This window comes from Paenibacillus sp. VMFN-D1 (genome assembly GCF_003386155.1).
GTDB lineage: Bacteria > Bacillota > Bacilli > Paenibacillales > Paenibacillaceae > Paenibacillus_AQ > Paenibacillus_AQ favisporus.
In genome coordinates this window covers 1,093,382-1,106,144 of the sequence record NZ_QRDU01000001.1, presented here as the reverse complement: position 1 = coordinate 1,106,144, position 12,763 = coordinate 1,093,382, and the positions used below count along the sequence as shown (strand labels likewise).

At 54.1% G+C, this 12,763-nt stretch carries 7 protein-coding genes; 4 read left to right on the top strand and 3 right to left on the bottom strand.

Annotated features, from left to right (window positions below):
- The first annotated feature begins 10 nt into the window (after nt 1–10).
- From C7820_RS05190 to C7820_RS05175, 4 genes are all read left to right on the top strand, one after another.
- Nucleotides 11–250, top strand: coding sequence for a ferredoxin family protein (locus C7820_RS05190; protein ID WP_076171713.1), 240 nt, complete (start codon nt 11–13; stop codon nt 248–250).
- Nucleotides 251–366: 116 nt separating this feature from the next.
- A complete protein-coding gene (locus tag C7820_RS05185; protein ID WP_105442372.1) occupies nt 367–1,002 on the top strand; it encodes a helix-turn-helix transcriptional regulator in 636 nt (211 codons plus the stop codon).
- Between the two features lie 613 nt (nt 1,003–1,615).
- Nucleotides 1,616–7,927, top strand: coding sequence for a DUF7507 domain-containing protein (locus C7820_RS05180; RefSeq protein ID WP_258875122.1), 6,312 nt, complete (start codon nt 1,616–1,618; stop codon nt 7,925–7,927).
- Complete coding sequence (locus C7820_RS05175) at nt 7,924–9,600, top strand: COG1361 family protein (RefSeq protein WP_116230022.1); 1,677 nt, start codon at nt 7,924–7,926, stop codon at nt 9,598–9,600. Before C7820_RS05180 ends, C7820_RS05175 begins: the two co-directional genes overlap by 4 nt.
- Before the next feature lie 97 nt (nt 9,601–9,697).
- Here the strand turns inward: C7820_RS05175 and C7820_RS05170 are convergent, their stop codons facing one another.
- From C7820_RS05170 to C7820_RS05160, 3 genes are all read right to left on the bottom strand, one after another.
- On the bottom strand, nt 9,698–10,570 hold the full coding sequence (locus C7820_RS05170; RefSeq protein ID WP_089547762.1) for a sugar phosphate isomerase/epimerase family protein: 873 nt from the start codon (nt 10,568–10,570) through the stop codon (nt 9,698–9,700).
- A 63-nt stretch (nt 10,571–10,633) separates the two neighbouring features.
- Nucleotides 10,634–11,491 (bottom strand): sugar phosphate isomerase/epimerase family protein, encoded by an 858-nt coding sequence (locus C7820_RS05165; RefSeq protein ID WP_116230021.1) that lies wholly within the window; start codon nt 11,489–11,491, stop codon nt 10,634–10,636.
- Nucleotides 11,488–12,546, bottom strand: a complete 1,059-nt coding sequence (locus C7820_RS05160; protein ID WP_116230020.1) for a Gfo/Idh/MocA family protein — start codon at nt 12,544–12,546, stop codon at nt 11,488–11,490. Before C7820_RS05160 ends, C7820_RS05165 begins: the two co-directional genes overlap by 4 nt.
- Nucleotides 12,547–12,763: the final 217 nt, after the last annotated feature.

Genomic DNA, 12,763 nt, shown 5'->3' with positions numbered 1-12,763 from the left:
GGTGAAACAAATGTCTTATGTAATTACTTCGGCCTGCATAGACGAAAAAGCGGCTGATTGCGTGGATGTATGTCCTGTCGATTGTATCGAGGAAGGTCCGGATCAATATTTTATTGACTCGGATATTTGCATCGAATGCGGTGCTTGCGAAGTTGCCTGCCCGGTAGGTGCGGTATACTATGATACCGATCTTCCGGAAGAAGAAAAACATATGATCCAAAAAGCGGAAAACTTCTACAAATCCAAATAATTGACGATTTGCGATTGGTTCAGCCTGTTGATTTCCAAATCGACAGGCTGTTTATACTTTGAATTCATTTTTACAAAGAAATGTATGGCCCGGATCAGTGAATAGGCGGTGTTAACATGAATCAACAGCTGGATATCTCAACCAGGGACAAAATACTGCAGATGCTGAAAACCAAAGGCGAACTCAGTGCAAAGGAAATTACGGAGTTTATTGGTATCACCAGCATGGCGGTCAGACGCCATATCAACACGCTAGAAAAAGAAGGCTTGATCGAATCCAAGACGATTCGGCAGCCGATGGGAAGGCCTTCCGCGATCTATCGTCTGACAGAGCAGGCTGAAGATTTTTTTCCCAACAAGTATCATTCGCTTACGCTGGATCTTCTCGGGGAACTCGAGCAGGATGCAGGGACGGAAATGGTGAACCACCTCTTTGACCGTCGGGGCGAATCGCTGCTGAAAAACCATGCCGGTAAAATGGAAGGCAAGGACTTTGCCGAAAAGGTCGAACAGCTGGCCGAAATTCAAAACGAAAACGGCTATATGGTTGAGCTTCAAAAAAACAATGAAGATGAATATACCTTATTCGAGCATAATTGTCCGATATCGCAAATTGCGAAAAAATACAATCATGCGTGCGCCTGCGAGCTGAAGCTGTTCGAATCGCTGCTTGGGGCCGAGGTATCCCGCGACGAGTGTCTCGCCATGGGCGACCGAAAATGTGTCTATAAAATCCGCAAAGCCCACCGATGATCCGCAAGATCTGCCACAAAGCTCTCATTTGGAATGAGATCGCTGTGTGTGGATAAGCTTGCGGATCTTTTTTGTGCGATCGGAATGATAAGTTTTTTATTTCAGCCCCGCAATTTCACATACCCCCGGTTCATTCTTCATACCTTGAATTGTGCCATTCTGTTATTCAGGTCCTTTCTTTCGTCTCTTCCGGATTTGACACAAAGGGGGTGATCATATTCCTCTAATCGTTAGAGCAACTTTCAATGCTACGGGAGCGGTCACGTTTACCGGGAATACCCTCGGACTCAGCCGATCGGACACGACGGGCGTTCCGGGAACGCTCGACAGTATTGGTGCGTTTGCGACGACCAACACCAGCTCGGTTTTTGGAAGCTATCCGGCAGGAACGACGAACGCTTTTCAGAGCAACAGTTCTTCGGCTGTATTATCCCTTCCCACCGGAAGTACGGTTTTATATGCCGAACTGATCTGGGGCGGATCTTACATTATTTCAGGCAGCGTTAATCTCAGCAGCTCAATTAACAATCCCGTTACGTTTATTACGCCGGCAGGAACGAACAGCGTTACTCCCGATCCGGCAACCGCCAATTCCATAGATTTCGGAAACGGAATGACGGCGTACGTCCGGTCCGCGAATGTTACATCGCTGGTTCAGCAAGGAGGTGCAGGTACTTATACGACCGGCGGCGTTGTGGGAACCATCGTCATTGCTAACGATCCTACAGGAAATCACGCCGGATGGACGCTGGGCGTCATTTACCAGAATCCCTCCCTTCCCTTCCGGAACATGTCGATCCGTGCGGGCGCCGTCCTGGTTCAGGCCAACTCCGACCCGGTTACGACGACCCTGACGGGGTTTGCTACCCCGGTTTCGGGCGCGTTGGGGGGCAGAGCGCTGTTCAGCGCCCAGGAGGGCGATGCCAACCGGACCGGAGATCAGGCGTTGTTCGGCCCGACATCTAACACGGCTTCCGCCTTGTCTGGCCCAAACAACTTTGCCAACAACTTTTTCGCATCCCAGATTAACAACGATGCCGGCCAATTGAATACGACCGGGACGTTCGGGACCCGCAACCAGACCAACGGAGCGCCCGGAAGCAACATCATTGGGGGCCGTCAGGGCTGGGATATCACGAATGTCGACGTCTCCTCCCGGCTTGTCAACAACCAGTCATCAGCGGTACTAATCCTTACAACCTCGGGGGATGCCTATGCGGTAAACGCGAACGCGATTCAAGTGGACATCAATGCGCCGGCCATAGCCGTAGCCAAAAGCTCCAGCACGACGACTGCCGTTGTCGGCGATGTCATCACGTATACGGTGACGGTAAGCAATACAGGTACCGCCAATGCCAACAGCGTTGTCCTTTCGGATACATTGCCGGCGGGACTGAGCTTCGTCAGCGGCAGCGTAACGGTTGGGGGCATACCCCGCCCGACCTACGATATTGTTGCAGGTGCACCGCTAGGGACGTTAAACTTTGGCACTTCCGCAACGGTCACTTATCGGGCTACGGTAACGGCACAGCCATCCTCCAATCAGTTAGTCAACACAGCGAACGCCTCCTTCTCCTTCCAAAGCGTTGCCGGCGGGCCGACGATTACCGGCGTAATCCCATCGAATGCGGTCACTGTTACCGTCGTATCACCGGCCCTTACGCTGACCAAAAGCTCCAACCGGACCAATGCGACGGTAGGCTCCACCGTTACATACACCATTTTGGTGGCCAATTCCGGAAATATCGCCGCAAATGTCACGCTCACCGACAACATCCCGACAGGCAGTTCTTTCGTTACCGGTACGTTCACGGTTAACGGGACCGTCATCGCAGGAGCGAATCCGGCGGCTGGGGTCGCGATCGGCAGTATTGGAGCGGGATCATCTGCGACGGTAACGTTTCGGGTACAGGTGAACTCTCTGCCCTCTCCGCCGCAGTTTGTCGACCAGGCCGTTGCTGCATATACATTCACGCCTTCAGCGGGAAGAACGATATCGGGTTCTGCATCGTCGAACACGCTCACGCTACCGGTAACCCTGCCGAATATTACGGTTACGAAGAGCGCTAATTTCTCGGATATTGCTGTAGGAGAGACGCTGACCTATACGTCTGCAGTAGCCAATAACGGTACAGAAGCCGTGACGAATGCCGTATTCACCGATGCCATCCCTTCCGGTGCCGTCTTCGTACCCGGCAGTGTAACCGTCGGCGGCACAGCGGTGACATCAGCTAATCCCGCCAGCGGTGTATCCCTGGGAACTCTGGCAGCAGGAAGCTCTGTTACGGTAACTTTTCAGATTGCCGTTCAATCCGTCCCCGCATCCGGGGCCTTGTCGAACCAGTCGACCGTAGCGTACAGCTCAGGTGCCTTTCAAGGGACGGCGGTGTCGAACACGATGACGACCCCCGTCTATCAGCCGGTCATCACGATTGCCAAAAGCGCCTCAACCTCAAGCGCCACGGTTGGCGACACGATTACTTACACGCTTTTGGTCCGAAATAGTGGGAACCGGGCAGCCCAGGTTACACTGACCGATAACATTCCTTCAGGAACCAGCTTCGTAGCGAACTCGGTTACGGTTGGAGGAGCAGCAGTGCCAGGGGCCACTCCAACCGGAGGCATAAGCGCAGGGACCGTGGGAGCAGGGGGCTCCGTTACCGTCACTTTCCAGGTCGTGCTGAACTCGCTCCCTTCTCCGCCGTCGCTGGCCAATACGGCAGCAGCCAGTTATAACTACCAGCTGCCAAGCGGGCGCAGCCTGTCGGGATCGGCAACCTCCAACACGCTGACGATTCCGGCTTCTGCGCCAAACGTGACGGTGGTCAAGAGCGCCAACACGTCGGCAGCAACCGTATCGGACGTTATAACCTACACCATTACAGCGACCAATAACGGAATCGGGCCTGTGAGCAATGTCATCGTATCGGACCCGATACCAGAGGGGACATCGTTGATCAGCGGGAGCGTGACGGTAGGCGGAACACCGGTTCCCGGCGGAAATCCCGCGAGCGGCGTGTCCGTCGGATCTTTGGGTGCAGGGGCCTCTGCCGTCGTAACATTCCAAGTCCGCGTCAATTCCCTGACAGGCACAGGGCAGCTGAGTAACCGGGCCAGCGTCGCTTTTACGTCTGGCACCTTTGGCGGTACCTCCCTGTCCAACACGCTGGTTATCCCCGTTTTCTTGGCGGTCATCAACATCGTGAAATCGGCCAGTACGATAAACGCCACGGTCGGAGACACGTTTTCCTACCAGTTTCAAGTAAATAATACCGGCAACACGGCTGCTGCCGTCACGCTGACCGATAACATTCCGCCTGGCTCCGTATTTATTGAAAACAGCGTGCTCATTAACGGCAATCCCGTTCCAGGCGCTAGTCCCGTGACCGGAATTCCTCTGGGTTCTCTCGCGGCAAGCACTGCGGTAACGGTCAGCTTTGTTGTTACGATTACTTCCCTGCCCGCTTCGAGACAGCTTACGGATCAGGCGGCGGCATCCTATACCTATACATTACCGGGCGGCAGGCAAGTTACGGGATCTGCAGCGTCCAATACAGTAACGATTCCTGTAGCGCTTCCGAACGTTAGCGTTGTCAAAACAGCCTCGAGGCCGAATGTTGTCGTTGGGGACGTCCTGACTTTTTCAAGCACGGTCACGAATAACGGAACGTCCAATGTCAACAACGTCAACCTGATCGACAACGTCCCTTCAAACGCTTCGTTTATTCCTCAAAGCGTAATTGTTAACGGTACCTCGCGCCCGTCAGCAGTTCCGTCCGAGGGCATTTCAATCGGTACCCTGACCCCTGGTTCTGCGGCTACCGTAACTTTTGAGGTGAGGATAACCATGCCGATTCCAACGCAAATCAACAACCAGTCAACCGTAAGCTTTACATCTGGCACGTTCTCAGGAACCGCGTCTTCGAACATTACGACGACGCCTGTCATACAACCGCAAATCGCTGTGACCAAAAGTGCCAATACGAACAATGCCACCGTCGGTGATTCCGTTACGTACACGGTAACGGTCAGTAATAGCGGCAATCTCGGAGCAGCCGTTACGCTGACGGATACGATTCCGGCTTCGACTACGTTTACTCCCAACAGCGTCATCGTAAACGGCTTTCCAATACCGGGCGCATCCCCGGCAGCCGGCATTGATCTAGGGACTCTAGCACCCGGAGCAAGCACAGTTGTGACTTTTGTGGTGGTGATCAACTCGCTGCCGAGCCCGCAATTCATCACAAACCAGGCGACGGCCAATTTTACGTATACGCCGCCTGACGGCCGGACGCTGAGTGGCTCCGCATTATCCAATACCGTTACGATTCCCGTATCCGCGCCGAACGTGAGCGTGGTCAAATCGACGGCCACGACTTCGACGACCGTTGGGGATACCATCGTATACTCTGTGGTAATCACCAATCAAGGGATCGAAACGGTCAACAACGTCCAGTTTACCGACAGTATTCCGGCGGGCGCGTCATTTGTGGCCGGCAGCGTAACGATTAACGGCACGCCTGCCCCAACAGCGAATCCATCCGCCGGCATTTCGCTCGGCCCGATAGACTCCGGTGCCACCGTCACGGTAAATTTCAGCGTCTCCGTAAATTCCGTTCCCGTCAGCGGGATCATCAGCAATCAGGCAACTGTAACGTTTACGTCAGGGAGTTTCTCCGGACTTGCCGACTCCAACAGTGTGACCACTCCGGTACTCAACGCCGTGCCAACTGTGGCCAAGACGGCAAGCACCGCAAATGCCACTGTAGGCGATACCATCACGTATACGTTCTCGATCGGAAACACGGGAAATTATCCTGCTCAGATCACGTTAACGGACAACATTCCGTCAGGGACCATTTTCGTCGCAAACAGCGTTCTGGTTAATGGGGCACCGATTCCGGGGGCAAGTCCAAGCACGGGTATACCTGTCGGCGTTGTCAATCCGGGACAGGCGGCGACAGCCGTATTTTCGGTTAATATCACTTCGCTGCCATCCCCGCAGCAGCTTGTAAACCAAGGCGCCGTCTCAGGCACTTTTATTCTTCCGGACGGCCGTTCCTTTACCCGGACAGCCGTATCCAATATACTGACCATCCCGGTATCCGCTCCCAACGTTACGGTCGTCAAAAGCACGCCGTCAACCGCGCTGACGGTCGGCGATACGGCGACTTACACGACGACGATCACGAACAACGGGATTGAGACGGTCAGCAGCGTCCTGTTTACCGACCCGATTCCGCCAGGTGCCGCCTTAGAGCCCGGTTCCGTCACAGTCGACGGTGCACCCCGGCCTGCAGCCAATCCAGCCACAGGCATCATCATCGGCACGATTGCTACAGGAGCCACGGTTACCGTGTCTTTTAACATCACGGTAACCTCGCTGCCAACGCCTGCCCAGCTCGCAAATACGTCTTCGGTCAGCTTTACGTCGGGTACCTTCTCCGGGGTCACCTTCTCCAATACCGTTACTACCCCGGTATTTGAGCCGATCTTCACCGCGCAAAAGACCTCCAGCACGACCAATGCAACCGTCGGCGATACGGTCGTATTTACCGTTAGCATTAACAATGCAGGCAATTTCGGCGCGGCCGTCACCTTAACGGACACACTTCCTGCCGGAACGACTTTTGTGCCAAACAGCGTTATTCTCAACGGACAGCCGGTGCCGGGAGCCGACCCGGCCTCAGGAATCCCCCTCGGGGTTGTCGTGACAGGTGCGGTCGTCACGTTCTCGGCAGTTATTGATGCGGTACCCCCATCCCAGCAGCTGACCAACCAAGCGACCGCAGCCTTTACCTTCACGCTCCCGGACTCCCGGGTCATCAATGGTTCTTTTGCCTCCAATACGCTGTCGATTCCGGTATCTGCGCCAAACGTCACCGTCGTCAAAGCTTCCGGTGCTGCTGAAGCTTCGGTGGGCACGGTGGTTCCTTATACCATCACTGTAACCAACAATGGAATTGAAAATGTCACCAATGCGGTCTTCTCGGATATGATCGCCGCAGGGAGCCAGTTTGTAACGGGCAGCGTAACGGTTAACGGAACTGCCCAACCCTCGGCCAATCCGGCGGCTGGCATCCAGCTGGGTACGATCGCCCCTGGTGCTGTAGTAACCGTGACGTTTAACGTAACCGTCCTGTCCATCCCTGACGACGGCAATCTGACCAACCAATCGTCCGTAACGTTTAACTCTGGCACATTCACCGGCACCGCGTTCTCCAACGTTACGTCCGTCCCTGTCTATCAGGCTATGATCAGTGCCGACAAAACGGCCAATACGACGAACGCCACGGTTGGAGATACGATCGTCTATACGGTAACGCTGACGAATACAGGCAACATTGCGGCGGCAGGAACATTAACCGATCCTGTTCCCAACGGAGCTGTCTTTGTCCCTAACAGTATTCAGGTAAACGGCATGCCGCTCCCAGGTGCGGACCCGTCAACCGGATTCTCCGTCGGTACGATCAATCCTGGCCAGACCGTCCATGTGACCGTTACCATGGAAGTGACGGTGGATACCCTGCCAAACCCGCAGCAGCTCGTGAACCAGGCAACCGTAAACTTCTCCTTTACGCGTCCGGACGGGGTGGTCGTTACCGGAACTTCCCTATCTAACGTGCTGACGATTCCGGTTTCTTCGCCTGACGTTTCCGTCGTCAAAAGCACACCGTCCGTTGACGCCGTCGTCGGAGACATCATTACGTACTCTATTGCCGTCACAAATAACGGAATTGAAGCCGTCAACAACGTTGTGCTTGTTGACCCGGTACCGACAGGTTCAGCGTTTGTACCAGGCAGTGTTACGGTCGCCGGAACGCCTAGACCGACCGCCAATCCGAATACAGGCATCACAGTCGGCATCATCGGGGCTGGAGACACCGTGATCGTGACGTTCCAGGTACAGGTGACGACCCTATGAAGTCCGGGCTGACATCTGATTTTATTTTAAAAAATCAAACCATGGTCCGCTTTAGCGTTGGTGGAGCCGAGTCGGTAGCCTACTCCAATACCGTCGATACGCCATGGATCGGCCCATTGCTGAAGTTCAGCAAGTTTATCCAAAATAGCGTCGTTTCGCTGAACCAAATGGTGACCTACAGCTTTTCAATACGTAATGATGGCAATCGCGAAGCCGGCTTGATATTGTACGATCCGCTGCCAGCCGGTTTGTCGTTTATTCCGAATAGTGTCTTGAAGAACGGCGCCCCCGTCCCGGGGGCTCACCCCGGTTCAGGTATCGATCTCGGCATGTTGGGGCCTGATGCTTCGGTGTATGTTGTGTTTCAGGCGATCGTGGTGGCGATCCCCCCATCGCTGCAAATCACCAATGAAGGACGTGCTGAGTACACGTTCCAATCCCTCGGGGGAAGAACGGTACGCGGCTCCATCGCCTCCAACCCGGTGACGCTGTCCGTGTTACCTTCTTCCGTATCGCTAATCGCCGACGTCAGCACCTACCAAACGTTTATCGGGGACATACTGTTCTACGAACTTCTGGTGACGAATCAAGGGAGTGTACCGCTATCCAAAGCGGTGATCTTTATTACGCTCCCACCGGGATTAACATTTGTACAGGGCAGTGTCGTCATCAATGACGTCCTATACCCGGACGTGCAGCCCGAAAATGGAATTCCGATCGGGACGATCGCTCCCGGCGCTTCCATCCGCATCAGAGTCAGCTTAAGAGTCGGGATGGTGGACACCGATTCCGTGGTCATCCAAAGCTGCATGAAGTATTACATTGACGGGATGGAGTATACGGCGATGGCCAATGAGCTTCAAGTGAACGTGATCGACCCTGAGGTCAGTCTCAGCAAGAAGTCAAACAGAAACCGGGCAACCATCGGCTGTATGATCTGTTACGAATGTACGGTGCAGAATACGAGCAGCCAAGCGGTAGATGCAACGCTGCAGGATGCGTTTCCCCAGGGATTATCCCTCGTTCCGGGAAGCGTACGGCTAAATGGTCAAAACTTGGAAGGGTCACCATTGATGGATGGGCTCTTCCTGGGGACCCTTTCTCCGGGGCAGCAAGTAAGCATCACTTATGAAGCAAGCGTTGACCCGTTTATACCGTCTGCAGCCCCGCTGCGTGTACCAAACGAAGCAACCGTATCTTACGCCTTCCACCTGCCCGACGGCCGGATCGTCCGCCAGCGCACCTCACCCGATACGGCCATAGTTGAGCTGCTGGCCCCCAGCCTGACCGCAACGGCACATGCCGCCCATTACGTACTTGAGCCAGGGGATGAATTGCTGATTACCGTTAAACTGTATAACAATGGAAGCTTAGGAGCGTCCGTGGTTCTCGTCGGCTGGATGCAGGATCCCAATCTTTTGCAGGCAGGCACCGTGATCGTAAACGGCAAAGCGGTTCATCCTCCCCAGGAAGTCCTGCTGGGCTCCGTGGATCCTAGCGGTTCACTGACGTTTAGGTATACAGCCAAGGTTCCCGATTCGGTGGACGGACAGCTTGAGGAAATAAACGGTTATTTTCTGTTCCGGACCCTGGCGGAGGTCGACGGATGCGTCTATGAACGGGAATGGGTATCCGAGACGCTCAGCATTGCCGTCAACACAGAAGATGAATAATAGCAAAAAACAGCGAATGCCGATCCTATCGATCGCATTCGCTGTTTTGTCATTCGTTCATTTTTCGAGGAGTACTTCATACATGCCAAGTGGCTGATTATCCCCGGAACTGCTTCAAAAATTGCACCGCTTTGGAAATGTCCGCCTCCGGATCCTCCCCGACCTCGCGCTCAATGGTCAAGTATCCTTGATAGCCGATATCTTTCAGCGCCTGCAAATAGCTCTGCCAGTTCACGCTGCCTTCGCCAAGCGGCACTTCGCGGAAATACTGCCCTTCCCCGGGAACAAAAGTATTGTTCTCGTTGGCCGGCGGCTCGAAGCCAAGTGTTTCATAGATGTAATAGGCAGGTACTTCTTTCAGACGGATACCGTCTTTGGCGTGGGTATGTACGATGTAATCCTTCAGGTTGTGCACCCCTTCAGCCGGATCGTCGCCGGTAACCATGACCATGTTTGCCGGGTCGAAGTTGACGGATACGCCCTTCGAGCCAAGCCCGTCGAGGAAATCCTTCAGTCGTGCGGAAGGCTCAGGGCCTGTTTCGATCGCAAAGAATGCGTTCATGCTGGTGGCATAAGAAGCCAGTTCCTCGCATGCATCGTGCATCGTTTGGTAGATTTCGCTGTTCTTGTCCTCCGGTACAAGTCCGATATGCGTCGTTACTACGCTGGTTCCGAGTTCTACCGCCAGATCGAGAATCCGCTTGGACTTCTCAATTTTCTCCGCGTTGACCGTCTTATCCTGGAAACCGTATCCGCCGAGGTCGCCCACCAGCGCCGAAATTTCCAGTCCCAGAGACTCGATATAGCTCTTCAGTTCCTTGCGCTGCGCCGCAGACAGGTTAGCCGGGTCCATTTCTCCGCTCACGGCATAGATCTGCACACCGTCCGCTCCTACCTTCTTCGCCTTGGCCAGTCCTTCCCGGACCCCGACCCGGAAGCTGTCGACAATAACGCCGATTTTATTGTTCATTCCAGTCACCTCTCCCTTGTTTATGCTGAATCATTTAAAAGATTGGCTGCTTTGATTCCCGGCCTATACCTCGTTCCAGAAGCGTTTGACGTTCTCCAGGCCGATTTTTGTCCCCTGAAAGCTGTCTTCCATTCCTTCAAACTCGATCGAGAAATACCCGTCAAATCCGGATTCCTTGATGATCCGAATCGATTCGCGCAGGTTGATGTCTCCGTGCCCCGCAATGGCGCCTCTCAGGAAATTCCCGCTGGCCGTGCGGAACCATCCGTCACCCGGATTAAGGGCCGCTGGACGCAGATAAAAGTCCTTGATGTGCACCATCGAAGCATAAGGAATGTTGTTCTTGACGGCGGCCACCGGATCTTCGTCCGCGCACATAAAATTGCCCACGTCCAGCGTCGTCCGGAAGTTCGGCCGGTCCACGGTTTGAACCAGCGTCTGTACCCGGTCGCTTGCCTGGATATAATAGCCGTGGTTCTCCACGCTTGTCGTAATGCCATACTGCGCCGCATAATCGGCGATTTCGCGGCATGCCTCCGCCAGACGTCCAACCTCCTGGTTGAACTGTTTGATGGATGTGTCTTGGCGGCTGGCTACGTCATGGCGCATCAGCTTCACGCCAAGGCGTGCGGCGATGTCCACTTCTCCTTTGACGCGCTCGATTTCCTTACGGTAAGCCTCCTCGGTGTCCACAGCGAAGTTAGCGCCGATCGCATAGTTGGATACGTCGATCCCGACTTCCTTCGCCTTGGCCACGATCTGATCCACCAGCTCCGGATTCCCGGTCAAGGTGTATCCGATCGGAACGATTTCCACGTGTTCTCCGCCCATCTCGGCGATTTTCTCGATCGCGCCCAGAACCGTGATTTCACCCGATTGAATCGGACGGTACAGGCTGTATGTGCTTACTCCGATTTTCATAGCTGAATTTCGACTCCCTTCTCAGAGGATTCGTAAATGCCGTTCAGAATCTTCATCATTTCCACACCATCGTCGACCGTGGCGATCGGCTCCGTGCCGTTTTTAATATTTTCGATGAAATGATTGATTTCGTTCTGGAACGCGGCGGCAAAGTTAAAGCCTTTATGGTCCACCTGCGGCTCGATGTTCAGGATCGTATCGTTTTTCTCCGTGACGATGACCAGAGCCGGATCGATTTCGAAGCCGCCGTTCGTACCAAACAGCTTGATCGCCGCTTCATCCTGCTTCGCATGCAGGGAAAAGCTTACGTCCACGAGCAGCGACGCTCCGTTCTCAAAACGGATCAAGGCGTTCGCCATATCTTCTACGGTGTTTTTGCTGGCGTCATAGTCGGCCGCTTTGTAAAAAGAATAGTTCTTCACATGGCTGCGGTTGCCCAGCTTGTGGTATACGTTGCCGGACACCGATTTCACTTTCGGCTTGCCCATCATATACCAGCACAGGTCGATCGCATGCACGCCGATATCGATCAGCGGTCCGCCGCCGGAGCGCTCCTTGTCGGCGAACCAGCCGCCCGGATTGCCCACACGGCGCAGGAGCGAGGCTTTGGCGTAGTACAGCTCACCGATTTCGCCGCTCTCCATAAAACTCTGCAGTACGGCGACGTTCGGGTCAAAACGGCGTACATAGCCCACTTGGAACACCTTTCCGCCAGCATGCGCGGCTTCCTGAATCTGAAGCGCTTCCTCAACCGTTCTGCACAGCGGCTTTTCCACCAGTACATGCTTGCCCGCTTTGGCGGCCGCAATGCTGATTTCGGCATGCTGGTTGTTCCACGTGCAGATGCTCACGGCATCGATGTCCGGGTCAGCCAGCAGTTCATGATAGTCGGTATATGTTTTCTGAGCTCCGTATTTCTGGGCAGCGGCCTTGGCTCTTTCCCCGTTCAAATCGCAGATCGCGACGATCTCCGCCTCCGGGTTGTTTTGATACGAGTTCAAATGGGATTCCGAAATGGACCCTGCTCCGATTACAGCTACTCTTACTTTATCCATGCGTTTTCAACTCTCCTTTTGGTTCTCGCATTTGGCTTCCAAATGTAGATTGAACCCATGCAGTCCTTCCTGCGCGTGAATGTCACCCATAAAAAGGCAAACACGATCAGGCCATTACGGTGCAAAAAAATTAGTTCAACCTATATAATTGAATTATAATAAGAACAGGCGGAACTGCCATGAAGAGCTATGCTAATAATTTATCTTATTGTGCGAT

Coding starts and splice junctions, on each gene's coding strand:
- C7820_RS05170 (WP_089547762.1), bottom strand. CDS start 10,570: ATGAACAATAAAATCGGCGTTATTGTCGACAGCTTCCGGGTCGGGGTC.
- C7820_RS05190 (WP_076171713.1), top strand. CDS start 11: ATGTCTTATGTAATTACTTCGGCCTGCATAGACGAAAAAGCGGCTGAT.
- C7820_RS05185 (WP_105442372.1), top strand. CDS start 367: ATGAATCAACAGCTGGATATCTCAACCAGGGACAAAATACTGCAGATG.
- C7820_RS05160 (WP_116230020.1), bottom strand. CDS start 12,546: ATGGATAAAGTAAGAGTAGCTGTAATCGGAGCAGGGTCCATTTCGGAA.
- C7820_RS05175 (WP_116230022.1), top strand. CDS start 7,924: ATGAAGTCCGGGCTGACATCTGATTTTATTTTAAAAAATCAAACCATG.
- C7820_RS05165 (WP_116230021.1), bottom strand. CDS start 11,491: ATGAAAATCGGAGTAAGCACATACAGCCTGTACCGTCCGATTCAATCG.
- C7820_RS05180 (WP_258875122.1), top strand. CDS start 1,616: ATGACGGCGTACGTCCGGTCCGCGAATGTTACATCGCTGGTTCAGCAA.